The 24,498-nt window shown below is 56.6% G+C and carries 26 protein-coding genes; 5 read left to right on the top strand and 21 right to left on the bottom strand.

Going from position 1 to position 24,498, the window contains the following annotated elements; genetic code table 11:
- Positions 1-34: 34 nt before the first annotated feature.
- The 11 genes from ACOTYH_RS13480 to hpaG all read right to left on the bottom strand — a co-directional run bounded on the left by ACOTYH_RS13480 (position 35) and on the right by hpaG (position 10,623).
- Positions 35-292 carry an HTH domain-containing protein gene (locus ACOTYH_RS13480; RefSeq protein WP_017383855.1) on the bottom strand — a complete coding sequence of 86 codons (258 nt, stop codon included), beginning with the start codon at positions 290-292 and terminating at the stop codon, positions 35-37.
- A gap of 120 nt (positions 293-412) precedes the next feature.
- On the bottom strand, positions 413-922 hold the full coding sequence (locus ACOTYH_RS13475; protein ID WP_017383854.1) for a 4-hydroxyphenylacetate 3-monooxygenase reductase subunit: 510 nt from the start codon (positions 920-922) through the stop codon (positions 413-415).
- Positions 923-939: 17 nt separating this feature from the next.
- Positions 940-2,502 (bottom strand): 4-hydroxyphenylacetate 3-monooxygenase, oxygenase component, encoded by a 1,563-nt coding sequence (hpaB, locus tag ACOTYH_RS13470; RefSeq protein WP_193360900.1) that lies wholly within the window; start codon positions 2,500-2,502, stop codon positions 940-942.
- Between the two features lie 195 nt (positions 2,503-2,697).
- Positions 2,698-3,588 (bottom strand): 4-hydroxyphenylacetate catabolism regulatory protein HpaA, encoded by an 891-nt coding sequence (hpaA, locus tag ACOTYH_RS13465; RefSeq protein ID WP_017383853.1) that lies wholly within the window; start codon positions 3,586-3,588, stop codon positions 2,698-2,700.
- Complete coding sequence (gene hpaX, locus ACOTYH_RS13460) at positions 3,560-4,903, bottom strand: 4-hydroxyphenylacetate permease (protein WP_045906503.1); 1,344 nt, start codon at positions 4,901-4,903, stop codon at positions 3,560-3,562. Before hpaX ends, hpaA begins: the two co-directional genes overlap by 29 nt.
- Positions 4,904-4,924: 21 nt before the next feature.
- Entirely contained in the window at positions 4,925-5,719 is a 795-nt protein-coding gene (hpaI, locus tag ACOTYH_RS13455) for a 4-hydroxy-2-oxoheptanedioate aldolase (protein WP_032670605.1), read from the bottom strand.
- A 9-nt stretch (positions 5,720-5,728) separates the two neighbouring features.
- Positions 5,729-6,532 (bottom strand): 2-oxo-hept-4-ene-1,7-dioate hydratase, encoded by an 804-nt coding sequence (gene hpaH / locus ACOTYH_RS13450; RefSeq protein WP_015572593.1) that lies wholly within the window; start codon positions 6,530-6,532, stop codon positions 5,729-5,731.
- Between the two features lie 106 nt (positions 6,533-6,638).
- Positions 6,639-7,019 (bottom strand): 5-carboxymethyl-2-hydroxymuconate Delta-isomerase, encoded by a 381-nt coding sequence (locus ACOTYH_RS13445; protein WP_023295876.1) that lies wholly within the window; start codon positions 7,017-7,019, stop codon positions 6,639-6,641.
- A 9-nt stretch (positions 7,020-7,028) separates the two neighbouring features.
- Positions 7,029-7,880: a 3,4-dihydroxyphenylacetate 2,3-dioxygenase gene (gene hpaD / locus ACOTYH_RS13440; RefSeq protein ID WP_032661486.1), complete on the bottom strand. Its 852-nt coding sequence runs from the start codon at positions 7,878-7,880 to the stop codon at positions 7,029-7,031.
- Between the two features lie 2 nt (positions 7,881-7,882).
- Positions 7,883-9,349 carry a 5-carboxymethyl-2-hydroxymuconate semialdehyde dehydrogenase gene (hpaE, locus tag ACOTYH_RS13435; RefSeq protein WP_017383848.1) on the bottom strand — a complete coding sequence of 489 codons (1,467 nt, stop codon included), beginning with the start codon at positions 9,347-9,349 and terminating at the stop codon, positions 7,883-7,885.
- Positions 9,346-10,623 carry a 4-hydroxyphenylacetate degradation bifunctional isomerase/decarboxylase gene (gene hpaG / locus ACOTYH_RS13430; protein ID WP_017694558.1) on the bottom strand — a complete coding sequence of 426 codons (1,278 nt, stop codon included), beginning with the start codon at positions 10,621-10,623 and terminating at the stop codon, positions 9,346-9,348. Before hpaG ends, hpaE begins: the two co-directional genes overlap by 4 nt.
- A 268-nt stretch (positions 10,624-10,891) precedes the next feature.
- Here hpaG and hpaR point away from each other — a divergent pair, with 268 nt between their 5' ends.
- Positions 10,892-11,332 carry a homoprotocatechuate degradation operon regulator HpaR gene (gene hpaR, locus ACOTYH_RS13425; protein WP_017383846.1) on the top strand — a complete coding sequence of 147 codons (441 nt, stop codon included), beginning with the start codon at positions 10,892-10,894 and terminating at the stop codon, positions 11,330-11,332.
- Between the two features lie 83 nt (positions 11,333-11,415).
- Positions 11,416-13,080 (top strand): methyl-accepting chemotaxis protein, encoded by a 1,665-nt coding sequence (tsr, locus tag ACOTYH_RS13420; protein WP_017383845.1) that lies wholly within the window; start codon positions 11,416-11,418, stop codon positions 13,078-13,080.
- A 122-nt stretch (positions 13,081-13,202) separates the two neighbouring features.
- On the opposite strand, the gene ACOTYH_RS13415 is transcribed toward tsr, so the two are convergent.
- The 9 genes from ACOTYH_RS13415 to ACOTYH_RS13375 form a co-directional block, all read right to left on the bottom strand.
- Positions 13,203-13,712: a GNAT family N-acetyltransferase gene (locus tag ACOTYH_RS13415; protein WP_045330226.1), complete on the bottom strand. Its 510-nt coding sequence runs from the start codon at positions 13,710-13,712 to the stop codon at positions 13,203-13,205.
- On the bottom strand, positions 13,712-16,003 hold the full coding sequence (gene opgB / locus ACOTYH_RS13410; RefSeq protein WP_421637777.1) for a phosphatidylglycerol--membrane-oligosaccharide glycerophosphotransferase: 2,292 nt from the start codon (positions 16,001-16,003) through the stop codon (positions 13,712-13,714). Before opgB ends, ACOTYH_RS13415 begins: the two co-directional genes overlap by 1 nt.
- A 271-nt stretch (positions 16,004-16,274) precedes the next feature.
- The gene (locus ACOTYH_RS13405; protein ID WP_063946165.1) at positions 16,275-16,757 is read right to left on the bottom strand and encodes a DUF2501 domain-containing protein; all 483 of its coding nucleotides are present in this window, start codon (positions 16,755-16,757) and stop codon (positions 16,275-16,277) included.
- Between the two features lie 84 nt (positions 16,758-16,841).
- Positions 16,842-17,579 (bottom strand): DNA replication protein DnaC, encoded by a 738-nt coding sequence (gene dnaC, locus ACOTYH_RS13400; protein ID WP_003856580.1) that lies wholly within the window; start codon positions 17,577-17,579, stop codon positions 16,842-16,844.
- Positions 17,576-18,121, bottom strand: coding sequence for a primosomal protein DnaT (gene dnaT, locus ACOTYH_RS13395; protein ID WP_003856579.1), 546 nt, complete (start codon positions 18,119-18,121; stop codon positions 17,576-17,578). Before dnaT ends, dnaC begins: the two co-directional genes overlap by 4 nt.
- Positions 18,122-18,247: 126 nt before the next feature.
- Positions 18,248-18,676, bottom strand: coding sequence for an organic hydroperoxide resistance protein (locus ACOTYH_RS13390; protein ID WP_003856578.1), 429 nt, complete (start codon positions 18,674-18,676; stop codon positions 18,248-18,250).
- A gap of 84 nt (positions 18,677-18,760) precedes the next feature.
- Positions 18,761-19,213 (bottom strand): MarR family winged helix-turn-helix transcriptional regulator, encoded by a 453-nt coding sequence (locus tag ACOTYH_RS13385; RefSeq protein ID WP_015572604.1) that lies wholly within the window; start codon positions 19,211-19,213, stop codon positions 18,761-18,763.
- 44 nt (positions 19,214-19,257) lie between these two features.
- A complete protein-coding gene (locus tag ACOTYH_RS13380) occupies positions 19,258-19,731 on the bottom strand; it encodes a threonine/serine exporter (RefSeq protein WP_015572605.1) in 474 nt (157 codons plus the stop codon).
- Positions 19,722-20,498 carry a threonine/serine ThrE exporter family protein gene (locus ACOTYH_RS13375; protein ID WP_047637732.1) on the bottom strand — a complete coding sequence of 259 codons (777 nt, stop codon included), beginning with the start codon at positions 20,496-20,498 and terminating at the stop codon, positions 19,722-19,724. The genes ACOTYH_RS13380 and ACOTYH_RS13375 overlap by 10 nt, the downstream gene beginning before the upstream one ends.
- A gap of 389 nt (positions 20,499-20,887) precedes the next feature.
- On the opposite strand from ACOTYH_RS13375, the gene ACOTYH_RS13370 reads away from it, so the two are divergent.
- Complete coding sequence (locus ACOTYH_RS13370; RefSeq protein WP_017383841.1) at positions 20,888-21,625, top strand: helix-turn-helix transcriptional regulator; 738 nt, start codon at positions 20,888-20,890, stop codon at positions 21,623-21,625.
- Positions 21,622-22,263, top strand: coding sequence for a DNA-binding transcriptional activator BglJ (gene bglJ / locus ACOTYH_RS13365; protein ID WP_017383840.1), 642 nt, complete (start codon positions 21,622-21,624; stop codon positions 22,261-22,263). The genes ACOTYH_RS13370 and bglJ overlap by 4 nt, the downstream gene beginning before the upstream one ends.
- A 31-nt stretch (positions 22,264-22,294) precedes the next feature.
- Here bglJ and ACOTYH_RS13360 read toward each other — a convergent pair whose 3' ends face one another.
- Positions 22,295-22,753, bottom strand: a complete 459-nt coding sequence (locus tag ACOTYH_RS13360; protein ID WP_003856572.1) for a YbaK/EbsC family protein — start codon at positions 22,751-22,753, stop codon at positions 22,295-22,297.
- A 328-nt stretch (positions 22,754-23,081) separates the two neighbouring features.
- Between ACOTYH_RS13360 and ACOTYH_RS13355 the strand changes: the two genes are divergently transcribed.
- A complete protein-coding gene (locus ACOTYH_RS13355; RefSeq protein ID WP_003856571.1) occupies positions 23,082-24,428 on the top strand; it encodes a PTS cellobiose transporter subunit IIC in 1,347 nt (448 codons plus the stop codon).
- Positions 24,429-24,498 lie beyond the last annotated feature (70 nt).

Below are 24,498 nucleotides of genomic sequence, written 5' to 3'. Positions count from 1 at the left end.
GAGAAAATATGTGATTGAGATCACTGAGAATAATTTAGCCCTGTGGGCTTTTGTCGTTCGCTTCAGGGCAGTGCACGCAGCGGCAGGGCTGATACGCGGGCAGCAGCTGATAGCGCCCTTTGCCGTCGTGTTCAATAATCGGGGAAAGCGCCTGTAAATCGCGGTACACCGTGCGTTCGGTAATGCCAAATTTTTGCATCAGATCGCGGCGATTAACGCTTCCGTTGCGATGCAGGGCAATAATGATTTCAACCAGACGTTCAGCCGAGCGGCTTCGGGGTGAAGGGGCCATAAGACTTTCCAGCGTTAAGGGGGCGGCTGACGACGTTGCCAGCCGCCCCGGAAAATTTATCTTATGGATAGTTAACGGCGCACCTTTGCGGAAACCTTAGCGTTTTTTTGTGCAACGGGATCAAATCGCGGCTTCCATCTCCATCATCACCGGGTGGAAACGGCGTTTGAAGTAGATCAGGCCGTGCCCCTCGCTGCTGAGGATGATGTTCTTAATCTCCACAAGGTAGACCAGATGGGTGCCGATGGTTTGCACCTGGGTTATCTCACCTTCCAGGCTTGCCAGAGCGCCTTTCAGCACCGGCTGCGCCAGCGGTCCTTTCTGCCAGCAGGAGAGAGCAAAGCGCTCCTCCATTGCCATGCCGGTCATCCCGGCAAAGTGGCGGGCCATGATCTCCTGCTCGTGGTTCAGCACGTTGACGCACAGTTTGCCGTTGCCCTGGAAGACCGGGTTCATGGCGCTGTTGGCGTTGATGCAGACCATGACCGAGGGCGGGGTGTCCGTGACCGAACAGACGGCGGTGGCGGTAATGCCGCAGCGACCCGCATCGCCCTCGGTGGTGACCACATTCACCGCCGCCGACAGGCTGGCCATCGCGTCGCGAAAACGCAGGCGTTCTTCAGATTGCATTGAAACCTCCCGCTGCGTTATTTCAGCAGCTTATCCAGCATATTGATATCAGTGTTGTTGTGCAGGTGCGGTACGGTCCAGCCGTGCTGGTCGTACTCGGACATGCAGCGGTCAACCATCGCCATCATCTTGTCCATGTTGCCGGAGCTTTGCGCCTGACGCAGGCATTGCAGGCGGATCTCATCCTGGCTACCGGAGTAGTTGATTTCGTACAGCTCGTGACGTCCGCCAAACTCGCTGCCGATGGCATCCCACATCAGTTTCAGAATCTTGATGCGTTCGACATGATCCATCCCGTTGGAGCCGCGCACGTACTTCGCCAGGTACTGGTCGATCTGCGGGTTGTTCAGGTCCCGCGCGCTGGACGGCAGGTAGATCAGCCCGGAGGTCACGTTACGTTCGATGATGTTCTTGATCTTCGCATAGGCCATGGGTGCCATCACGCGGTAAGTCTGTAACGCCGCGTGGTCAGGCAGATACGCGCCGTTTACCCACGGAGTGGCTTCGGAGCACATGGAGTCGCTCAGCGCCCAGAACATGTTGCGCCACGCCACCACTTCGCCGAGATCCGCCTGCACGCCGCGGAACTCGAGGGTGCCGGTACACTCCAGCGACTTCTTCAGCAGAGCGGTGATGAAGTCGAGCTTCACTGCCAGACGCACGCAGGCCTGAAGCGGGTACATGCGGGCGAAGCCACCTTCCATCGTCCAGCGACGGCAGCGGTCGAAATCGCGGTAGATCAGCACGTTTTCCCATGGGATCAGCACATGATCCATTACCAGAATGGCGTCGTTCTCGTCAAAGCGGCTGGAGAGCGGGTAGTCGTACGGAGAGCCTGTCGCCCCTGCCACCATCTCGTATGAGGCGCGGGAGATCAGCTTCACCCCTTCGGCATCCATCGGCGCGACGAACATCAGCGCGAAGTCCGGGTTTTCGCCCATCACCTGCGCAGAACCAAAACCGATCATGTTGTAGTGGGTCAATGCCGAGTTGGTGGCCACCACTTTCGCGCCGCTGACGATGATCCCGGCGTCGGTCTCTTTCTCCAGCTTGATGTAAACGTCTTTCACCTCGTCCGCCGGTTTATGGCGATCGATCGGCGGGTTGACGATGGCGTGGTTAAAGTACAGGCCGGTTTCCTGAATACGGGTGTACCAGTTGCGGGCGTTCTGCTCGAACTGACCGTAGAAGGCAGGGTTAGCGCCGAGCGCGCAGCCGAACGCGGCTTTGTAGTCCGGCGTACGCCCCATCCAGCCGTAGCTCAGGCGCGACCACTCGGCGATGGCGTCACGCTGCTGGCGCAGATCGTCGGCACTTTTCGCCACGCGGAAGAATTTATGGGTGTAGCCGCCGCTGCCGGTATCGGTACCCCAGCAGAGGGTATCCTGCATGTCTGGCTTGTGCAGGGCATCGTACATATGGGCGATGGACGCCGCCGCATTGCGAAATGCCGGGTGGGTAGTGACGTCCTTAACGCGCTCGCCGTAGATATAAATCTCACGGCCATCTTGCAGGCTTTTTAAATACTCTTCACCGGTTAACGGACGTTTGGCATCAGCGCGGAAATCTTCAGGCTTCATAGGGACCTCGTATCGGAAGATGGTTGTTAAATTTATGTTTTGTTTTTGTTGTTTAATTGAAGCTTGAGACGGGCGGAACGTGAAGGGACGATTGGGACAACGGCAGGTACTTTTCGGGTGAGATGTGGTTTTGTGATCTGTGCGGCTTTTCGGCGGGTTGCGCTGCGCTTACCCGCCCTACGAACCGTTATGCGTTCAGGAAACCGGTACTTTCTGCGCCCGGTATGCGCTGGGTGAGCACCCCGTCAGTCGGTTAAAAAAACGGGCGAAATAGGCCGGATCTTTAAACCCCAGCTGCCAGGCAATTTCGCTCACTGTGCTGTCGGAAAACAGCAGCAAACGCCTGGCTTCCCGCAGCTGGCGGTCGAAGATCAGCCGTTTCGGCGAGCGGTTGGCGAAGCGGCGACAGATATCGGTCAGGCGAGATTCGGTGAGATGCAATTCGCTTGCATACTCCGGCACCGTCCAGTGCTCGTGGTAATGAGCATCTGTCAGCTGGTTAAAGCGCTGAAAAAGCTTCAGCTCACCGCGCATGCCGCCTGACGCGTGGTCGTCGAGCTTCGCGTTGCGCAGCAGCAGGGTAAAAACGGCCTGGGCCAGCAGGACCAGCGTATGCTCGCGACCGGGCAGTTGTTCCGTGGATTCCCGGGCAATCAGCTGCCAGTAGTGCTTCAGCGCCGCCAGCTCGTCAGGCCTGTCGGCAAGCGACAGGCAGATCCCCGGCAGGCCGAACGCTTCCCGCGTACCGGGGTAGAGCACTTCTAACAGCGGCCAGATGAGATCCTCGCGCACCGTCAGCACGTGGCCGTCGCTGTCGGATTCGGTAATAAACGCGTGCGGCACCGACGGTGGCGTTAGCACGAACAGCGGCGCCTGCACCGAGTAACGGTGGTCGTCGAGCTGGAGCTCAATCTGCCCGGTGTCGAGAAAATGCATCTGAAAATACTGGTCGTGGCGGTGCGCCTGCATGTCGCGGCCAAAAAAGGCCGCCATGCGGGCAAACGACTGGTAGTGCACATCGTCGGTGCCCAGACTTTCGTCGTAATCCTTGCTGATATCAATGTTGGCGATGGGGCTCTGGCACATGATCGTTCCTCTGTTGATCCCGCTGCGTCATCGGAATGCGCGTCAGCACCAGCGCGCCCACCACCAGCAGACCCGCCACGAACCACAGTCCCGAGCTGAAGCTGCCGGTCGCGTCGCGCAGAATACCTATCAGCAATGGGCTGACGGCAGACCCGACGTTGCCGATGGCGTTGATCACCGCCAGCGCCACCGCGCGGGATTGCAGGCTAATAACCTGATCCGGCGTGGTCCAGAATATCGCCATGGCGGTAAACGATCCGGTTGAGGCCATGATGATGCCAAGCAGCTGGATCAGGCTGTGATCGGTCGCCGAGGCCAGCATCCATCCCGCCGCTGCAAACAGATACGGCAGGATGGTGTGCTTTTTTCGCTCTTTCAGCCTGTCGGAGCGGCGGCTCCACCAGATCATCCCGAGGATGGTGCAAAACTGCGGAATCGCCGCCAGCAGGCCAATCACGATATTGCTGCTGCCGGTGTTGAAGCTTTGCAGGATCTGCGGCGTCCAGATGTTGATCGCGCTCAGCGTATTCGTCAGGCAGAAGTAGGCCAGCGTGTAGAGCAGCACGGCGGGCGTCAGCACCTCGCGCAGCGTCGAGCGCGGCGTGGCGGTATGCGCAATGGCCAGCTCCTGCTCGCGGGCGATCATCGTTTTGAGTGCCTGCTTTTCGTCATCATCCAGCCAGGTGGCCTGTGCCGGGGTGTCGTTAAGGTAGAACCAGGTCACCACGCCGAGCACCACCGATGGCAGCCCCTCCAGCAGGAACAGCCACTGCCAGCCCTTCAGGTTCCACAGCCCGTCCATCGCCAGAATGTACCCGGAGAGGATCGAGCCGAGCATCATGGTCACCGGCATGGCGATCATAAACAGCGCGTTGGCGCGGGCGCGGTGATACGCCGGGAACCACCAGGTGAGATAGACCAGAATGCCCGGCAGGAAACCGGCTTCGGCAATGCCCACCAGCATGCGCAGGACGTAGAGCGTTTCGGGGCTGGTGGCGAACATGGTGCAGGTAGAGGCGATGCCCCACACCACCATGATCCCGGCGATCCAGCGGCGGGCGCCGACCTTCGCCAGCATGATGTTGCTGGGGATACCGCACAGCACGTAGGTCACGTAAAACAGCGTCGCGGCCAGGCCAAACATGGTTGACGTGAGGCCCAGATCTTTGCCCATCGTCAGCCCGGCAAAGCCGATGTTGATGCGATCGAGAAACGAGAAAACAAACAGGATAAAAAGAAACACGATCAAACGACGGAACAGCTTATTAATAACGCGATGTTCAACAGCTTTATTATGCAGGGTTGAGGTCGTCATGTTGCGCTCCACATCGTACGTTTAGTAGACGGATTTATTGTTATCAACTGCTGTGGTGACGTCGGTAAAGCGGGCCGCCAGCGCTTCGGCGCTGCGGGCGAGCAGGGTGGTATCCACGCCGACCGCGACAAACAACGCGCCGAGGCTGAGATAGCGTTTTGCCAGCTGTTCATTCGCCATCAGGATGCCGGGCGCTTTGCCCGCGCTGAGGATCTGCGCGATCGCCTGTTCAATGGCGGCCTGCACCTCCGGGTGCTGCGGATTACCGGCGAAGCCCATGTCGGCGCTCAGATCCGCCGGGCCGATAAACACGCCGTCCACCCCTTTCACGTCCAGGATCTGCGGCAGGTTTTTCAGCGCCTCGCGAGTTTCGATTTGCACCAGCACGCACATGGCGTCGTTAGCCTGATGCAGATACTCCGGGATGCGGTTCCAGCGCGACGCCCGCGCCAGCGCGCTGCCGACGCCGCGAATGCCGGCAGGCGGATAGCGGGTGGCGCTGACCGCCAGACGGGCTTCGTCGGCGTTTTGCACCATCGGCACCAGCAGGGTTTGCGCCCCCACGTCCAGCAGCTGCTTGATCTGCACCGGATCGTTCCACGACGGGCGCACCACCGGCTGGCTGGGATAAGGGGCGATGGCCTGTAGCTGAGTCAGGATGGTTTGCACGCTGTTCGGCGCGTGCTCTCCGTCGATCAGCAGCCAGTCAAAACCGGCCCCGGCCAGTAGCTCAGCGCTGTAGCTGCTGGTCAGCCCCAGCCACAGGCCGATTTGCGGCTTTCCGGCTTTCAGCGCGGTCTTAAATGCGTTTTCCATGGTGCACTCCTACACAAAGCGGCAACTGATGGAGCCCATGTTGCCGTAGTCGACGTGGAAGGTGTCGCCTCTGCTGGCGGCAACCGGGCGGGTAAACGAGCCGCCGAGGATGATCTGGCCTGGCTCAAGCTGCACGTCGTATGGCGCGAGTTTGTTCGCCAGCCACGCCACGCCGTTTGCCGGGTGGTTAAGCACGCCTGCGGCGACCCCGGTCTCTTCGATCACACCGTTGCGGTAGAGCAGGGCGGAGATCCAGCGCAGATCCAGCTCGTCGGGTTTAATCGGGCGGCCGCCGAGGATCACGCCCGCGTTGGCGGCGTTATCGGAGATGGTGTCGAACACCTTGCGCGGGCGCTGGGTTTCCGGGTCAACGTTATGGCAGCGGGCGTCGATCAGCTCCAGGGCGGGGATGACGTAATCCGTGGCGTTGTAGACGTCGAAGATCGTGCAGTTCGGGCCGCGCAGCGGTTTTGCCAGCACGAAGGCCAGCTCCACTTCAATGCGCGGGACGATAAAGCGATCCACGGGGATGTCGCTGCCGTCGTGGAAGAACATATCGTCCAGCAGCGCGCCGTAGTCCGGCTCGCTGATCTGCGAGCTGGCCTGCATCGCTTTGGAGGTGAGGCCGATCTTGTGGCCTTTCAGCACGCGGCCTTCGGCGATTTTCAGGCTCACCCATTCGCGCTGGACGGCGTAGGCGTCTTCAATGGTGATCTCCGGGTACTCCAGCGAGATCGCGCGGATCTGCTCCCGGGATTGTTCCGCCTGATGCAGGCGGTGGGCGATCAGGGTATGGGTGTGTTTGTCGAGCATGGCGTATCCTTTGTGCGGCTGTTGCCGGGTGGCGCTTCGCTTACCCGGCCTACGTTCGAGCCGTTGTAGGCCCGGTAAGCGAAGCGCCACCGGGCGAAAAAGATGTCTACTTAAACAACGCGTGCACGTTGTTTTGTTTGTAGTTCAGCGTCGGATCGAGTTCTTCCATGGCGAAAGAGAGCGCCAGATAACGGCCCGCCATTAGCTCCGCGAAGTGCGTTTTGATCAGCGCAAACAGCATTTCACCGACCTCTTTCCGGCTTTCCAGGCTGCGCCCCGCGCCGATCTTCAGCGTCATATGCACAAAGGCGTAATCGTGCTTACCGTCTGCCATCTGCCAGGTGTCCAGCCAGTGGGCGCGGCTGCGGATACCGCCGATGGGGAAGATGCCCGTGGCGGCGAGCGCCTCGTTCACTTTGGCGAACAGCCCTGGCAGGTCGGCCTGCTCGCGGATGTTGTCGGTACATTCAGCAATAAAGTGCGGCATGGCGGCTCCTTACGCGGGCAGCGGGAAAACGGCGTTGACCTGGCCGGTGCCGGAGCTGGCGAACAGCTCGGTGAGAAACTCCACCTTACCGTCGTATTTGTCCCAGCCGAGCATCCCCAGCAGCATCACCGTGTCGTGCATATTGCCCTCGCCGTAGCAGTAGTCGGCGTACTCCGGCAGCATGCTGCAAAACTCCTTGAACTGACCCTCGCGCCACAGCTTCACCACGCGCTCGTCCATCTGACGGTCAAACTCGCGGGTGTAGCTGTTCATCCCTTCCTCCGCGCGCTGGTCGTCGATAAAGCGGTGCGAGAGCGAGCCGCTGGCAAGCACCGCCACGGTGCCGTCGTATTTTTCGATGGCACTGATGATGGCCTCGCCCAGCCTGCGGCTGTCGGCGAAGTCGTGAACCGTGCAGAACGCCGAGATGGAGACCACTTTGAAGTGCTTATCCGCGTTCATGTAGCGCATCGGCACCAGCGTGCCGTACTCCAGCTTCAGGCTCGGGATGTTGTGCGCCTTGGCGCGAACGCCAAGCTTCACCGCTTCGTCGGCAATCAGCTGGCCGAGTTCCGGGTTGCCGTCGTAGTCGTAGGTCATGTCGCGAATAAAATGCGGCAGCTCGTTGCTGGTGTAGACGCCCGAAAAATGGTCCGCGCAGTTGATGTGATATGCGCTGTTCACCAGCCAGTGGGTGTCGAAGACGATAATGGTGTCCACGCCCAGCTCGCGGCAGCGCTTGCTGATCTCTTTATGCCCGTCGATGGCCGACTGGCGGCAGCCGTGGTTTTTGCCCGGCAGTTCAGAGAGATACATTGACGGAACGTGTGTGATTTTTGCCGCTAACGCTAATTTACCCATGGTCAGATCCCCCACTTTGGAATCGGATGGTCACCCATGGAGATACAGACGTTCTTCATCTCCGCGAAGACCTCGAAGCTGTACTCGCCGCCCTCACGCCCGGTGCCGGAGGCCTTCACGCCGCCAAACGGCTGGCGCAGGTCGCGCACGTTCTGGGTGTTGACGAACACCATGCCCGCTTCGATGCTGCGCGCCAGACGCAGCACTTTGCTGACGTCCTGGGTCCAGATGTAAGATGCCAGGCCGTACTCCACGTCGTTCGCCAGGCGCAGGCCTTCCGCTTCATCCTTAAACGGCAGCAGGCAGGCCACTGGCCCGAAGATCTCCTCCTGCGCCACGCGCATGCGGTTATCGACATCCGCCAGCACGGTTGGTCGCAGGAAGTTGCCGCCCTTCAGGTGCGCAGGTAGATCGGTCGGTTTGTCCGGGCCGCCCGCCAGCAGGGTTGCCCCCTCTTCAATGCCGAGGCGGATATAGCCGGAGACTTTTTCCCAGTGCTGCTGGCTGATGAGCGCGCCAATCTGGGTGTTCGGATCGGTCGGGTCGCCCACGCGCAGGCGGTTGGCGCGCTCGGCAAAGCGTTTGACGAACTCCGGGTAGATGCTCTGCTGGATGAAGATGCGCGAGCCGGCGGTGCAGCGTTCGCCGTTGATGGAGAAAATGGTGAACAGGGCGGCGTCCAGCGCGCGCTCGATGTCTGCGTCTTCGAAAATCAGCACCGGCGATTTGCCGCCCAGCTCCATGGAATACTTCTTCAGCCCGGCGTTTTTCATGATGTTGCGCCCGGTGGCGGTACCGCCGGTGAAGGAGACGGCGCGCACGTCATGATGACGCACCAGCGCGTCGCCCGCCGTGGCGCCATAGCCCTGCACCACGTTGAGCACGCCCGCCGGAATGCCCGCTTCGAGGGCCAGCTCGCCCAGACGGTCAGCGGTCAGCGGGGAGAGTTCAGACATCTTCAGCACCGCGGTATTCCCTAAGGCCAGGCACGGCGCGACCTTCCAGGTGGCGGTCATAAACGGCACGTTCCACGGCGACACCAGCGCGCAGACACCCACCGGCTGCACCAGGGTGTAGTTGAGCATCTTGTCGTCGACCGGGTAGGTTTTGCCGTTCATCTGCTGGCACACCTCGGCGAAGAACTCGAAGTTGTGCGAGGCGCGCGGAATGAGCACGTTTTTGGTCTGGTGGATCGGCAGGCCGGTGTCGGCGGTTTCCATCGCGGCAATGTCCGGTACGTTCTGGTCAATCAGATCCCCCAGGCGACGCATCAGGCGCGCGCGCTCCTTCATCGGCAGGTTGGCCCATTTCGGAAACGCCTCTTTGGCGGCGGCAACGGCCTGATGGATTTCGGCTTCGCCGCCTGAGGCCACTTCTGCCAGCACCTCGCCGGAGGCCGGGTTAGTGGTTTGAAAGTACTCACTTCCGGCGACGTTTTTACCGTTGATCCAGTGGTTAATCTTTTTCATTTTGCAGTCTCCTCACTGACAATTCGGTTTACCAGACGGCCTACGCCTTCCACTTCCACCACTACCTCATCGCCCGGCACCACGTCGGACAGCCCCTTCGGCGTGCCGGTGGCAATCATGTCGCCCGGTTGCAGGGTCATGAAATCACTCAGATACGCAATCAAGTAGGGGATGCTGAAGATCAGGTCTGCCGTGGTGCCTTCCTGACGCAGTTCACCGTTGACGTAGGTGCGAAGACGAAGGTTGTGCGGGTCAGGAATGGCTTCTTTTGGCACTACGTTCGGGCTGATGGGGGTCAGCCCGTCGCGGCTTTTCACCCGCAGGTTCGGGCGATAGTAGTTTTCGAGATAATCGCGGATGGCGTAGTCGTTGCACACCGTGTAGCCCGCAACATACTCCATCGCCTCGGCTTCGCTGACCTTGCGCGCGGTTTTGCCGATGACCACCACCAGCTCGGCTTCGTAATGCATGTATTCAATGTTGTTTGGGCGCACCGAGGTCTGGTTGTCGCCGTTAAAGGTGTTTGGCGCTTTGATAAACACCAGCGGCTCGGTGGGCGGTTTGAAGTCCAGCTCGCTGGCGTGATCGGCGTAGTTCAGGCCGAGGGCGAACAGCGTGGCGTGCGGCGGCGTGCGCGAAGCGATGGCAACGTCGCGTTCCTCCACCACCGGGTTTTCCAGCGGCGGAAATCCTTCTGCCAGAATACGTACCCGATCGCCCGGGCGAACTTCGACGCGGCTTTGCGGAGTGCCGAGCAATATCGCATCGCCGGGGTTCAGGGTGGCAAATTCGCTCAGGGCGCTCAGCAGTTCGGCGGCGTTGCGGTGCAGATCGGCCGTGTTCCAGTGGTCCGCTTCGCGGCCGTTGATCTCGGTGATGATGGTCAGATTATCCACGTTATCAACGGCGACAGGTTCGCCGAGCGGGCAAAATCCATCCCGGCATTTGGCCTTGATCGCCGGACGGTAGAAGCTCTCTTCCGGCAGGCTGATTTCGTTAGCCAGCGCGTAGCCGGCGATGTACGCCGCTGCCTCTTCAACGCGTACTTTGCTGGCGGTTTTGCCCACCACCAGCGCCACCGTCGCGCCGCTTAACACGGTTTCTCCCTGCGGGAAGGGAATCGGTTCGCCTGCGCGGATAACAGCGTTATGTGGCTTGATAAACCACACCGCCGTTTTTGGCGGCGCGTTATAGGGGGCTTTTTCAAACGCCTCAGCCCAGGCCACACGCTGGCTTTGGTGGTTTAGCGCTACGGCAAAAACAGTACCTTTCATTCCCATACTCCTCAAACCGGCTGTCCGGTTTTGATTTCATTAATATGTTAATGATCTGGTTTTATGCTTTTGCTGTTCGTTTCGCAATCAGAAGTGAATAATTTGTGATGCAAATAACAATAAATTTACATAAAAGGGTTAATATATATTTAAATCAATAAGTTAAAAAAATAGCTTTGTTTCTGTTAGACTTTTTGGGTTAAAACGTGTTGTCTATAAAAGCATCTGTTTTTAATTGTTTATTTGTTAATGATGTAAGGGGTAGATGATGCATGACTCATTAACCATCGCGCTGTTGCAGGCGCGTGAAGCGGCGATGGGCTACTTCCGCCCGATAGTGAAGCGGCATAATCTGACCGAGCAGCAGTGGCGTATCGTCCGCGTGCTGGCCGAGCATCCCTCCATGGATTTTCACGATCTGGCGTTCCGCACCTGTATTTTGCGCCCAAGCCTGACCGGCATTCTGACGCGGATGGAGCGCGACGGTCTGGTGCTGCGCTTAAAACCGGTGACTGACCAGCGCAAGCTGTACGTGTCGCTGACGAAAGAAGGCAACGCGCTGTACCAGCGTGCTCAGGCTCAGGTGGAAGAGGCGTACCAGCAGATAGAGGCGGAATATACGCCTGAGAAGATGAAGCAGCTCACGGCGCTGCTGGAAGAGTTTATTGAACTTGGAAACCGACATATCGCCGCGAGGGACGAAGCGTAAAAACCCTAAATTCCAGGATGATTTTCGTAAAGTTTTCTCATGCCAGGCCGAATATTCTGTATCTGCCTGAGGAAAGAGAAAACATGTTAAACCGAATCAAGATTGTCACCAGCTTACTGCTGGTTTTAGCGATATTTGGCCTTTTACAACTCACGTCTGGTGGTCTTTTCTTCAATGCCCTGAAGCATGACAAAGAGAATTTCACCATCCTGCAAACCATTCGCCAGCAACAATCCACCCTGAACGGTAGCTGGGTGGCGCTGCTGCAAACCCGTAACACCCTGAACCGCGCGGGTATCCGCTATATGATGGATCAGAACAATATCGGCAGCGGCTCAACCGTCGCCGAGCTGATGCAGATTGCCTCTGCGTCTCTGAAACAGGCGGAAAAAAACTGGGCGGATTACGAAGCGCTGCCGCGCGACCCGCGTCAGAGCGACGCTGCGGCACTGGAAATCAAACGTAATTACGATATTTACCATGGCGCGCTGGCTGAGCTGATCCAGCTGCTGGGGGCGGGCAAAATCAATGAGTTCTTCGACCAGCCGACCCAGAGCTATCAGGATGGCTTTGAGAAGCAGTACGTCAACTATCTGCAACAGAACGACGCGCTGTATCAGACCGCGGTTGAAGACAGCAACAGCTCTTACCGCCAGGCTATCTGGGTGCTGATTAGCGTGCTGGCTGCGGTGCTGGTGGTGATTGTTGCCGTCTGGCTGGGTATTCGTCAGGCGCTGATTTCGCCGCTGAACCGTCTGATTGACAGCATTCGTCATATCGCCAGCGGCGACCTGGTGAAGCGCATCGACGTGGAAGGCTCCAACGAGATGGGGGTACTGGCTGACTCCCTGCGCCATATGCAGGGCGAGCTGGTGCGTACCGTGGGTGACGTGCGTAACGGCGCCAACGCTATTTACAGCGGTGCGAGCGAAATCTCGATGGGCAATAACGATCTCTCATCCCGTACCGAACAGCAGGCTGCCTCTCTGGAAGAGACCGCCGCCAGCATGGAACAGCTGACTGCCACCGTGAAGCAGAACGCCGAGAACGCCCGTCAGGCGAGCAACCTGGCGCTGAGCGCGTCTGAAACCGCGCAGAAAGGCGGCAAGGTGGTGGATAACGTGGTGCAGACCATGCGTGACATCGCCGGCAGTTCGCAGAAAATCGCCGATATCATCAGCGTGATCGACGGGATTGCCTTCCAGACCAATATTCTGGCGCTGAACGCGGCGGTAGAAGCGGCGCGTGCGGGCGAGCAGGGGCGTGGTTTTGCGGTGGTTGCAGGTGAAGTCCGAAACCTGGCGCAGCGCAGCGCCCAGGCGGCTCGCGAGATCAAGAGCCTGATTGAAGACTCCGTGGGGCGCGTGGAAATTGGTTCAACGCTTGTTGAAAGCGCGGGTGAAACCATGGGTGAGATCGTGAATGCGGTAACGCGCGTGACGGATATCATGGGCGAAATCGCGTCTGCGTCTGACGAGCAGAGCCGCGGTATTGACCAGGTTGGGCTGGCGGTGGCTGAGATGGATCGCGTGACGCAGCAGAACGCCTCGCTGGTGGAAGAGTCTGCGGCGGCGGCCGCGGCACTGGAAGAGCAGGCGAGCCGTCTGACGCAGGCCGTTGCGGTGTTCCGTATTCAGCAGGAACAGATGAAGGCGCGCGAGTTCGCCTCGGCGAAAAGCGTTGCCGCACCGGTAGTAGCGCGTAAACCGGCTACCGCAGATGCGGGCGATAACTGGGAAACGTTCTGACGCTGTGCGTTTTGCCGGGTGGCGGCTGCGCCTGACCCGGCCTACGGATTGTGCGTTTCGCCGGGTGGCGGCTGCGGAATTGGGTTTTGTAGGCCCGGTAAGCGCAGCGCCACCGGGCGATTTTACAGAGGCAGGCGCATGGCGCAGCGGGAACCATACGCTAAACCGTGCGCCGTCTCTTCCTCGCGTTTCTGGCGCAGTTCCGGCGTCAGCGTCGTCATCATTTCAAACCCTAATCGCCTGTAGAAGGGCGCATTCCACGGGACATCACGAAACGTCGTTAACGTCAGCGAGTTCAGCCCCAGACTGCGGGCATGCGCGGCGGCACGGGCGATTAACTGGCGTCCAAGACCTCGTCCCTGCCAGTCCAGGTGAACCGACAGTTCCACAATAAACAGCGTCGATGGATGAGCTTCGGCGAGAATAAAGCCCACGGGCCTGTCGTCAGCCAGCGCCAGCCAGCTTAATCCGCGTCCGGCGTAACCGAGGTGATCTTCAACAGAAATAACCTCATTGTCTGCCAGCCAGGCCAGCTCAGGAACGTCGCGAAACCGCTGCCCCGCCGCGCGTTCAATGGCGGGCAGGGCAGCGACGTCGTCGATGCGCGTCGGGCGAAGAGTTAACGCCGTCATCAGCCAGCGCTGCTCACAATTTTAATCTCCACCATGCCGATCCCCAGCTTGCGCGGAGCGTGACCGAGAATATTCCCTTCGTTAGTGGACTGCGGATCGGGTGGCACAATGACCAGCGTATTGCTGCGCGTTGGGTTATCGAAGTGCAGCGTGCTGGTGGTGACGTCATTGCTCAGCGTCAGCGTCTGTTCTTTATCACCGACGCGCACCGGTATAGGACGGTTTGCGTTGGGACCAAATGCCCTGGCGGTGATCACCAGATCGAATTTCTCCGGCAGCGGATGGGTATACTCAATTTTCACCTCATCGCCCAACTGCGCGTTAGACCAGCGCCCCCAGGATTCCGGCCGTGAAATACCGCTGAACTGCTTCACCTCTTCCGGTGCGCCGGCAACATTAAAGATGAAGCTGTCTGCTTTATAACGAATGTCGTTGTCGACGATTTTCAGCAGGTCTACGTTGCGCTGATAGCGTGCGGTATCAATAACCGTATCTTTAAACGCGGTTTTTCCCTGCCACTGCGGTTTGTCAACGTGTTGCACGGTCTGCTCGCCGCCGAGTTGCCCCTGAGAAACGCACCAGTCGGTGGACAGCGACAGCTGTTGCGACCAGAGCTGGCCCATTTTGTAGCATTTGTCGACCCAGACGAAATTATCGCGCGGGGCAAATTCCGCCAGCTGGAAGCGCAGTGGCGCGGAGTATTCGCTTTCCGGAAGCGGCTCGACGCGGTTATCCGACACGCGCAGCAGCAGCGGCAGGCGGAAATGGCTGCCGGAGAACGCGATCATTTTTTTATCCTGATCGATGGTAAAGTCTTTTATCTCTTTCGGGAAGTTCCACAGACGAATGATATCCGGCTTCCAGGCGAGGATTTTTTCCTTCATGTTGAGGAAAATTTCCGACAGGGACTGGCCCGACAGCGTACTGCGGCCCAGGCCAATGAAGTTATCGCCACCCAGAATATCCAGCACGGTAGCGCCGTTATCCATCGAGTTACGTTTAGCGGCAATGATCTCCTGCTGCGGTTTATCGCCGCGCAGCACAAAGAACAGGTTGCTGCGATCCAGCTTATTCAGCTCATCCCAGGCGCTGTTTTTCATCGCCAGATGGTCAGATGAGACGACGATGACCGTATTTTTGAAATACGGCGACGCTTTGATTTTCTCGATTAACGCCGCGATATGCTCCTGGCTACAGGTCACGGCGCTGAACGACTTGTTGTTTTTACCGTCAATGTCATAGCCCTGACGTTTACAGGTGCGTGAGACGAAACCATCCGGATGATGCGTGTCAACGGTCAACGCAAACAGCGAGAAGCGTTTACCGGCGCGGGAAAGCTCCTCGAATTTCTTCCAGGTTTCATCCAGAACGGTATCGTCGTAAAAGCCCCAGTCGTTGCGGTAGGCCGGATCGGCCACCGTGGTTTTCAGCTCTTCGGAACCATACAAGTGATCGAAACCGTGAGATTTCAGGAACACATCTTTCCCGGCAAAGCGCAGGTTAGCGCCCTGCATAAAGTAGTTTTCATAGCCCGAGTTTTTCAGGATATCGCCGAGGCAAATATTCTGCGGGAAGAAGCTCGACATTGAGGCGGAGGCGTTGCCTTCAAACGGGGCGAACAGCGGAATGCCGCACTGAGAGGCCACCATCCCGGCGATGGTGTAATCCGTACCGGGCAGCTGCATGGTGTGGCTGAAGTCGAGGCCCTGGTCTTTCAGCGCGCCAAGCTCTGGCGTCAGGTTCGGGAAAGCATCGTTATCAAAATAGGTGCGTTCCAGACTTTCGCCGTATATATAGACCAGGTTGAGTCTGGGATTGTCGATCTTCTTCGAGGGTTCTTTGTAATAGGCCGCAAAGTCCGGATCGCCATCGCGCGACTGGGATTTTACCAGCTCGGTAATTTGATGGAATGCCGGGCTGGCATCCACGGAGGCCAGCGCCAGGCACAGCGCCAGCAGGCTGTAGCCATGATGATGCGGACGGTGACGGCGACGGCGCAGAACCCAGGCCAGCGCGGCGAAGATGCCCACCAGGGCGACCACCAGCCCCAGACCCGGAAGGATGTACTTACCCACACCAGCGCCGGTGAGGCTGTTGGTCAACGTGTAGAGCACCGCGTCGTTAATACCGTCGCCGGTAAAGTAATCGCTGGCATATAACGTAATGTTTAAAACAATAAAAATGCCGAGCACCACCAGGGTGGCCACAAACCACCAGGTGTGACGACCGGCTTTCCAGGCATAAATGCCGATGGAAGCCAGGAAAAGGACAAGGGACATTAACTCTGACAACAGCAGATCCTCATCATGCCGGACGCTTAGCCGGCTAATTGCTTATTTTTTGGGTAATACAATGTAATTGCGATGTCGCTTAGCTGCAATTTTAGTGTCACGAAAGTGTGCTGTTGTTAGGATTTGGTTTATAAAATCGGATTTTTGAATACAGTCGCATCGTGGCACACGGAGGCTGAGGTGGTGGCAGGGGGTAAAAAAACGCACTTCACGCCGCGGTGTAAGACTAACGTAATAAACCCGGCGTGTTGTGGCAGAAAATGGGAGGCGATCAGGACAGGAAATTAACGCCTTGTTTCTGCACCAGATCGCAGGCTTTCGTTTTCACCTGTTTCGCCAGAGATGAATTTCCAAGGGTGCTGAGGTTCAGCTGCTGGCCATTTTGCGCGTTCAGCAGACCCTGAATACCGTCCATATAGTTGGTGTCCGCTTTCTGCTCCTGGGTGTCCAGACCCAGTTTACCCAGCACCTGGTTTTTGATGTTTTCGGTATCGGTAACGGAAGCCAGTTTCTGCTTCGCGCAGTATTCCAGAATGCCCGCCGCGTTGTTCATCGTTCCGGCGCTCAGGCTTTGGGAGCTGTTACTCAGCAGGCCGGTGAGGGACGAGGCTGACAGCCCGCCCTGGGAAGTGCCGCTCTCTTTGGTTAACTCACTTGCTGCGCTGGAGAGCGACTCCTGCCATGATGCGGCCTGCGCTGCGCCAGTCACCAGCAGGGCGCCAGTAAGGATGCTGATAAGGAACTGTTTTTTCATAATGATTTACTCAACAAGGTCCGTTTTGGGCCAAAAGTGGGTTCAGTATATACCTCTGCTCTTCCGGTGCTCCCTGGAAATATCTTAATACTCTTTGCCGGTGACGCGGCTGCGATAGCTGTCCCAGTCGAAGATGACGTACAGGCTGTTACCCAGCTTCATGCGATCCATCACCCGCTCGCCAAGAAGTCGGGTCATCTCGTCGATATTGTGGTTCGTCAGCATACCGGTTGGGCGTTTTGACGACGAACGGCGATCGACAATCTGATTGATGATCACTTTTTCGTAGCGGGACTCCGTCTGGACGCCGATCTCGTCGATGACCAGCAAATCCACGTTACTCAAATCATTCAGCAGCTGTTCTTCGCTGGTTTCGCGGTTACTGAAGGTGTCCTTCATGGCGGACATAATATCGGCAACGGTGATAATCAGCACTGACTTCCCGCGCAGCAGCAGCTCGTTGCAGATAGCGGCCGCAAGGTGATTTTTCCCCGTGCCGGGTTTTCCGCTAAAGATGAAGCTGGCAATGTTGCCGTCAAATTCATCCACGTACTGGCGCGCCTGGTTGAGGGCGTTCATCTGCCCCTGTGACTCGACCTTATAATTCTCGAAGGAGCAGTTCTGGTGCAGAGGGCGAATGCCCGAGCGGTTAAAGGTGCGCTGCATTTTCATCGCGCGGTTTTCGCGGGCGAGGGCAGCCGCGCGAATTTTACCCTGCTCTTTTTGCCATGCCAGCAGCTCTTCACCGGTGGTGAAGGCGGGCTTCACGTTGGCGGGCATCATCTTCTGCAAACGTTTCATCAGGTCGCCGACGTTTTTCATTTCGCACCTCGGAATCCATCAGGGATTTTTTTGTCCGGTTCTGAAAAGGCATTGATATCACGTTTTGGCTGGCCATTGTTGCTGGCGCGGTTGATTTGCAGACTGCGCGCGAACTTTTGCTGCCACTGAACATGGTGGAAGACTTTTCCTTCAGCCTGCCAGTAAGCGGTAAAGGCCGCCAGCTCTTCTGGCGTCGCGGGCTGCGCGAGGGCTATTCCCCATAAGGCCGCCTGCCGCTGAAAATCGGCGTCCGGCTGCCAACCGGCGTACATGGGAAATTTCCCCATTGGAACGGCCACCGGGGCGCTGGCGGGTTCGTCAAAAAACTGATTATCCAGCATGACATCGCTCGCCGGACGCGACAGCTTCGCTTCAATTTCCAGAAGCTGCGCCAGACGTTCCGGCGTGACCGCATAAAACGCCGGGGCGTTGTCGGCAAATACCGCGAGCGTGCCGCCTTCGGCGTGCGTCAACACACCGCGAGGATCGCGCATAAAGGCATCAATGCCAGCAATGCTGGTGGTCAGGATTCTGGAGGACATAACACTTTCTCAACTGATTACTACGGACGTGATTGAGGGTTATGGTAGCACAGAGAGAGGGGGAGGAAAGGAGAGGATTTCCCCGGCGGCGTTACGCTTACCGGGGCTAAAATCACAGGCGGCAGTTTACGCGATGATGTTCAGCGTCACGTCGATATTGCCGCGCGTCGCGTTAGAGTACGGACAGACGATATGCGCTGCATCCACCAGTTTTTTGGCTTCCGCTGCGTCCATCCCTTCAACGTGGATGTTCAGCTTCGCTTCGATACCAAAACCGGTTGGCAGCGGGCCAATCCCCACTTCGCCTTCAATAAAGGCGTCTTTTGGCAGAGCGAATTTGTCGCGTGCCGCAACGAACTTCATTGCGCCCAGGAAGCAGGCGGAGTAGCCCGCAGCGAACAGCTGTTCAGGGTTGGTTACTTCACCCCCCATGCCGCCCATCTCTTTTGGCACACCCAGTTTGACATCCAGAACGCCATCGGAAGACGTTGCGCGGCCATCACGGCCTCCAGTTGCTTTGGCTTTGGCAGTGTAGACAACTTTTTCTAAAGACATGGCAGGTTCCTCATCTTACGTTTATATGCACTATTAAATAGCGCGCGATGTATTAAGTTAGAATCAGACGCGTAAAGTATAGCCTTACGCGCGATGAAGCTGTTGGCGCAAAAGTTCGAGCTGTTGCTTGAGCGCCAACATGGTGTCGGTATCACACTGCGCTGCACAGCCCACGGCGTGGGGTATCGTCACGGCCTGCTGTTGCAGCGCCCGACCCGCGTCGCTCAGGGTGACGGCGACCTGACGCTCATCCTGACGGGAACGCTGGCGGAAGATTAATCCTGCGCTTTCCAGGCGTTTCAGCAGGGGAGTCAGCGTGGCGGAATCCAGGAACAGCCGCTCGCCAATGTCTGACACCGTGATATCATCCTGCTCCCACAGCACCAGCATCACAAGGTATTGCGGGTAAGTCAGGTTAAGCGGCGCCAGCAGTTGCCGGTACAGCTTGTTAAGCGCCAGATTTGCCGAATAGAGGGCAAAACAGAGCTGGTTATCCAGCAGAAGCGCGTTGGTAGTGTCGTTCGTTTTTGCGTCCATGAAATGAATATAGATAGCGCACGATATAATTGCAAGCGATTTTATTATACGCGTGGACGTTTGCGGTAAAGCCATAATCCGGGGATCGACAGGCCGATGGAGAGCGCGCCCACAATCGACGAGGCTTTAAGGAAATTGCTCAGAAGCAGGATCATCTGCGGTTCGCTGTAGCCAAAGTGGCTGATTTTGACGGCGGAGATCATCGCCGTATAGGCTGAAATGCCCGGGAACATAGGAATGACTGCCGCCACGGTGAACACTTTCGGGTGCGCCAGATACCAGCGGGACCACTGAATACCGATGCTGCCGACCAGCATGGAGGCGATAAACGTCGACCATTCGATATTAAAGCCCGAGGTCATCATGATCATACGTGAGCCGTGGCCAATGGCACCCAGCAGCGCACACCAGGGTAATGCACGCTGTGGTACGTTAAACACCATCGCAAAGCCAACGGCGGGAAGGGCTGCCAGGAGCATGTCCTGCGCCAGTGCGAGCAGAAAATCCATCACGCCCATCCGCGTAACCCCCAGAGTGTCATGGCCATTACCACCCCGATACAGGTCGCCAGCGTCAGCAGGCTGGCTATCGCCCAGCGCGCCAGACCGGTGTTGATGTGGCCTTTGAACATATCAGCGACGGCGTTGATTAAGGGAAAACCCGGCACCAGCAGCAATACGCTGGCGGCCATCGCAACAGTAGGCGTGCTGGCGAAGTAAGGCTGGCGCAAAAGCAGGCCGGATACGGTTGTCGCCACGAACGCCGTGATGCAGAAGTTAATTTGCGGATGCAGTTGCCTGTGCGTCAACAACTGGCGGACATACATTGCGATGCTGCTGGCAAAGAAGGTCACGACAGCGCCGTCCCAGCCGCCCGCGTTGAGCTTGCAGAAGCAGGCGCAGGAGAGTCCCACCATCAGCACAACCAGCCAGCGTGGATACCGGAGAGGTTTGATCTGGTTGAAGCGTTTCTCTATCTCCCTCAGATCGAGCAGCTTGTGTTCAGCAAGGATCACGATGTGCTGCACTTCCGTCACGACGTGCATGTTAATGCCGCGGTCATGATTTTTACGGGTGGAGGTCAGGCACTGTCCGTCTTTAATGGTGGTCAGCACAATGGCATTTGACGAGATGGAGCTCTCAACGCTGTCCATCCCCAGCGCCAGCCCAAGGCGTGTGGAAAGTTCTTCCACGAGGGCGCTTTCTGCCCCGTGTTGTAAGAGAAAAAGCCCGCACTGAATACATAGCCGCGTGGTAGCACGTTGCTTAGACCGATCTGCCTGCATGAAACGCCCTGAAGAGAAGAGAGATTGCTTACTTTTAACACAAAGGGCAGGGCCCTTTGCGCTGGGCCAGATCAACATTTGTGCAATCAGTCGCGTGAGCAGGGGGAGAAAACCGCACTTTCTATTTGTTTAATGAATATAAAAATAGAGATTTATAAAGACAATATATTAAGTATTTCTAATTTCATATTTTCAATCTTTTCACGCAATCTTAATTAAAGTTTTGTGGTCTTTATGCGATATTAAGCCAGTATTGGGCGTTTCTTAACCCATGTGATATTTCTTCTGATTTGCGAGTATTAAGCCGTTTTGTACTGAGGGATGCAAGCGTGTTTAAACTCGTAGGGTTAGTTCGTTCTTAAATAATGAATTCATGACAGGGAGGGTCTATGTTGCCATTGAATGGTAAACACGGAGTGGTGATTAGTAGAGTGCCAGTTATGCAAAATGGGCTAGGTGGCGTCATGACGCGTCATTTTCCTGATTTTGAAATAACGTACTGCCGTTCGATGCAGGAGTTGACGCTACTACAATTGCGTCGCGCTGGGGTTGTTATTGCCGATATTTCAGGTGAGTATCGTAATCCTCGCGGCACGCTTGAGCAGTATTATGGATTAATGAATCAGTATCGGGACATTCACTGGATATTCCTTGTCTCGCGTCCCCTTTATCCACTTGCAGTAGAGCTTCTTATGCGTCCGGAAAGCACGCTGCTTTCGGATATGGAACCGATCGAAGGCGTTATTAACGCTATTCGCGCGGGCAGTGAACGTGCCGAGCGAATAAGCCAGACGTTATTAATACCGGAAACGTCCGATATTGAAGAAGAGAGTGAGCAAATGATTGCGCTCACCCACTCTGAACGCAAGGTGTTGCGTTTATTAGGTAAAGGTTGGGGAATCAACCAAATAGCCACGCTGCTGAATAAAAGTAATAAAACGATCAGTGCACAGAAAAACAGTGCAATGCGCCGCTTATCACTTCGCAGTAATGCCGATATGTACGCGTGGATAAGCAGTACCCAGGGAATGCGAGAACTCAGTTTAATGTCGGCTTATGGAGAGTTTGAGGAATGGAAAAGACCACTGCAACAAGACATATCGCCGTCATCGAAAGCTGCTCAATGAGCGCTGTAGGGCTGAAGCATCTCTTTGCGATGCCCGCCCTGAGCCATTACCAGGTGCACCTGTTTAGCAGATTCGCCAGCTTTAAAGCGGCGCTCTCGGATATCTCATTCTATGCGGTTATCTATTCACTGTCTGATGAGCGTGAAGAGCGGAGAAACTGTCTGGCCTGTTTACGGGATCTTACCTTCACCCACAGCGACGTCCAGCGTATCGTGCTGGCCTCTGACGAAATGGAGGCGAGGCTGGTCAGCCATCTTTCGCCTTCTCGCCTGCATGGGATAATCAGTAAATCGGTTCCGCTAAAGCAGCTGATGGAGGGGCTGGAGACATTACTCAGCGAAACGCATCAGGTGAATGACAACATGTACAATCACTGGTGTGTTAGCCAGAATCGTATGTTAAGCCCAACCGAAAGGGCAATACTACGTTATATGTCATCGGGTTTTTCAATCCCTGAAATTGCGGCGCAGCTTGAACGCAATATTAAAACCATCCGGGCGCATAAGTTTAACGCAATGGTAAAGCTGGGCGTCAATTCTGACGTGGGATTACTGGATGCGGCGGATATCCTGGCGCATCTCCCTGCCCGGGAAGTGCGTCGTTCAGCTCTCACCGTTCCTTCATTCTCTCAGCGTTAAGTGGTGCGCCAGAGTTCTTCTGGCGCAACGTTTAAATGCAGACATCGACCCATTTTGCTGCGGTCAGCTCCGCCATTCTGTCGGGCGATATACGCACCGCACTGTGGATGGCACCCGCTGCGGGTAACACTTCCGCGTACTGTTTTAATGTGATGTCACAGTAAACAGAGAGCGGATTTTCCAGTCCGAAAGGGCAGACGCCGCCAACAGGATGACCCGTCAGGGTGACTACCTCATCGCTGCTGAGCATGCGGGCTTTTGCGCCGAATGTCTCTTTAAGCTTTTTGTTATCCAGACGCGCATCGCCTTTTGCAACCACCAGAATCACGTCATTTTTAATTTTCAGTGACAGCGTTTTGGCAATTTGGCCGGGTTCAACGTTGTGCGCGGCAGCAGCAAGGGCAACAGTCGCTGTGCTTTGGTTAAGCTCAATGATCTCTATATCCGGAGCGTGTTCGGCAAAAAACTGTTGTACAGACTGCAAACTCATTGATTCCTCCTGACAAATATCCTGCGTAATCTGTCATAAGAATTTAGTCGCTGTAAATATCCCTTAAGTAACAAATATCCGTCAGGGGCGATTTCTGGATCGCCTTCACATTCACAGAAACCGGTTACAGTAACCGGTTGCAGAGCGTGATGCAGAGATTAATACTAAGTGTGTAACTTCCCCTGTATCTAATAATAAGAGCTAATTATGAAACCATTCCGTTTGAGCAGTACCGCAGGTACACGATCCGGCAAGGTTGTGACGCTGATGTATGGAACAACGTGTGACGTGAGAGCGTCCAAAACGAACGTCTGACAGGAGATCTGCTATGTCTGCCAACCACGCTGCATTTAATCTGATTTTCCGCTTCGTTGAAAATTATGTCAGCCCTATTGCCGGGCGCATCTCTTCCCAGCGTCACGTTATGGCTATTCGTGACGGGTTTATCTCAGCGATGCCGTTTATGATTGTAGGCTCGTTTTTATTAGTGTTCGCTTACCCGCCTTTTTCGCCAGATACCACCTGGGGTTTTGCTCGCGCCTGGCTGGATATGGCGAAGCAGTTTGAAGGTCAAATTCTGACGCCGTTTGATATGACAATGGGGGTGATGTCCCTTTATATCTGTGCGGCTATTGCCTACAACCTGGGCAAACATTACGTTAAAACGCATCAGCTGGATCCGTTCATGTGCGCGATGCTGTCGCTGATGGCGTTCCTGCTGGTCGCCGCCCCTAAAACCAAAGGCGCTTTACCGGTGGATAGCCTGGGAGGGACCGGTATTTTCACCGCGATTCTGGTGGCGATCTATTGCGTTGAGATGATGCGTTTCCTGAAAGCACACAATATCGGGATCCGCCTGCCAGACCAGGTTCCACCGATGATCAAAAACTCGTTTGACCTGCTGATCCCGGTGCTGGTAGTGGTGCTCACGCTATACCCGCTGAGCCTGCTGATCCAGTCGCAGTTCGGTATGCTGATCCCACAGGCCATCATGTCGATATTCAAACCGCTGGTCTCTGCGGCTGACTCGCTGCCTGCGATCCTGCTGGCGGTGCTGATTGGCCACCTGCTGTGGTTTGCCGGGATCCACGGCGCGGCGATTGTCTCCGGGATGCTGCAAATGTTCTGGCTGACAAACCTGGGGGCGAACCAGACCGCGCTGGCGGCGAGCCAGCCTTTGCCACACATCTTTATGGAAGCCTTCTGGACGTTCTTTATCGTTATCGGCGGATCGGGGGCGACGATGGGGCTGGTGTTCTGCTATCTGCGTAGCCGCTCCGCGCACCTGCGCTCCATTGGACGTCTGAGCGTGGTACCAAGCATTTTCAATATCAATGAACCGGTGATTTTCGGTACGCCGATTGTGATGAACCCGGTGTTCTTTATTCCTTTCCTGCTGGCGCCGATGGTTAATGCCGTGCTGGCATGGGCAGCGATGAAGTTTGATCTGATTGGCCGCGTGATTTCCGTTGTGCCGTGGACGGCACCGGCTCCGGTTGGTGCCGCCTGGGCGCTGGGCTGGGATTTCCGTGCAGCCATTCTGGTGCTGGTTTTGGCCTGCGTTTCCGCCATTATCTATTTCCCGTTCTTCAAGGTGTACGAGAAACAGTTGCTTCAGCAGGAAGCGGAAGAAGCACAGCGTAATGGAGAAGAGGAAAATCAGCAGGTCGCTTAGGTAAAAGCAAAACGGCAACGCAGGTTGCCGTTTTTAATGTTTGTTCCCTCTCTCTGCGGGTTTCAGGCCG

It is taken from the genome of Enterobacter cloacae complex sp. SHL001, from assembly GCF_049236825.1.
GTDB classification, from domain to species: domain Bacteria; phylum Pseudomonadota; class Gammaproteobacteria; order Enterobacterales; family Enterobacteriaceae; genus Enterobacter; species Enterobacter hormaechei_C.
This window is presented reverse-complemented; position numbering and strand designations above follow the sequence as displayed.

Excerpts from the sequence above, each read along its gene's own strand:
- ACOTYH_RS13480 (WP_017383855.1), bottom strand. The coding sequence starts at position 292 with ATGGCCCCTTCACCCCGAAGCCGCTCGGCTGAACGTCTGGTTGAAATC.
- ACOTYH_RS13475 (WP_017383854.1), bottom strand. The coding sequence starts at position 922 with ATGCAATCTGAAGAACGCCTGCGTTTTCGCGACGCGATGGCCAGCCTG.
- hpaB (WP_193360900.1), bottom strand. The coding sequence starts at position 2,502 with ATGAAGCCTGAAGATTTCCGCGCTGATGCCAAACGTCCGTTAACCGGT.
- hpaA (WP_017383853.1), bottom strand. The coding sequence starts at position 3,588 with ATGTGCCAGAGCCCCATCGCCAACATTGATATCAGCAAGGATTACGAC.
- hpaX (WP_045906503.1), bottom strand. The coding sequence starts at position 4,903 with ATGACGACCTCAACCCTGCATAATAAAGCTGTTGAACATCGCGTTATT.
- hpaI (WP_032670605.1), bottom strand. The coding sequence starts at position 5,719 with ATGGAAAACGCATTTAAGACCGCGCTGAAAGCCGGAAAGCCGCAAATC.
- hpaH (WP_015572593.1), bottom strand. The coding sequence starts at position 6,532 with ATGCTCGACAAACACACCCATACCCTGATCGCCCACCGCCTGCATCAG.
- ACOTYH_RS13445 (WP_023295876.1), bottom strand. The coding sequence starts at position 7,019 with ATGCCGCACTTTATTGCTGAATGTACCGACAACATCCGCGAGCAGGCC.
- hpaD (WP_032661486.1), bottom strand. The coding sequence starts at position 7,880 with ATGGGTAAATTAGCGTTAGCGGCAAAAATCACACACGTTCCGTCAATG.
- hpaE (WP_017383848.1), bottom strand. The coding sequence starts at position 9,349 with ATGAAAAAGATTAACCACTGGATCAACGGTAAAAACGTCGCCGGAAGT.
- hpaG (WP_017694558.1), bottom strand. The coding sequence starts at position 10,623 with ATGAAAGGTACTGTTTTTGCCGTAGCGCTAAACCACCAAAGCCAGCGT.
- hpaR (WP_017383846.1), top strand. The coding sequence starts at position 10,892 with ATGCATGACTCATTAACCATCGCGCTGTTGCAGGCGCGTGAAGCGGCG.
- tsr (WP_017383845.1), top strand. The coding sequence starts at position 11,416 with ATGTTAAACCGAATCAAGATTGTCACCAGCTTACTGCTGGTTTTAGCG.
- ACOTYH_RS13415 (WP_045330226.1), bottom strand. The coding sequence starts at position 13,712 with ATGACGGCGTTAACTCTTCGCCCGACGCGCATCGACGACGTCGCTGCC.
- ACOTYH_RS13405 (WP_063946165.1), bottom strand. The coding sequence starts at position 16,757 with ATGAAAAAACAGTTCCTTATCAGCATCCTTACTGGCGCCCTGCTGGTG.
- dnaC (WP_003856580.1), bottom strand. The coding sequence starts at position 17,579 with ATGAAAAACGTCGGCGACCTGATGAAACGTTTGCAGAAGATGATGCCC.
- dnaT (WP_003856579.1), bottom strand. The coding sequence starts at position 18,121 with ATGTCCTCCAGAATCCTGACCACCAGCATTGCTGGCATTGATGCCTTT.
- ACOTYH_RS13390 (WP_003856578.1), bottom strand. The coding sequence starts at position 18,676 with ATGTCTTTAGAAAAAGTTGTCTACACTGCCAAAGCCAAAGCAACTGGA.
- ACOTYH_RS13385 (WP_015572604.1), bottom strand. The coding sequence starts at position 19,213 with ATGGACGCAAAAACGAACGACACTACCAACGCGCTTCTGCTGGATAAC.
- ACOTYH_RS13380 (WP_015572605.1), bottom strand. The coding sequence starts at position 19,731 with ATGGGCGTGATGGATTTTCTGCTCGCACTGGCGCAGGACATGCTCCTG.
- ACOTYH_RS13375 (WP_047637732.1), bottom strand. The coding sequence starts at position 20,498 with ATGCAGGCAGATCGGTCTAAGCAACGTGCTACCACGCGGCTATGTATT.
- ACOTYH_RS13370 (WP_017383841.1), top strand. The coding sequence starts at position 20,888 with ATGTTGCCATTGAATGGTAAACACGGAGTGGTGATTAGTAGAGTGCCA.
- bglJ (WP_017383840.1), top strand. The coding sequence starts at position 21,622 with ATGAGCGCTGTAGGGCTGAAGCATCTCTTTGCGATGCCCGCCCTGAGC.
- ACOTYH_RS13360 (WP_003856572.1), bottom strand. The coding sequence starts at position 22,753 with ATGAGTTTGCAGTCTGTACAACAGTTTTTTGCCGAACACGCTCCGGAT.
- ACOTYH_RS13355 (WP_003856571.1), top strand. The coding sequence starts at position 23,082 with ATGTCTGCCAACCACGCTGCATTTAATCTGATTTTCCGCTTCGTTGAA.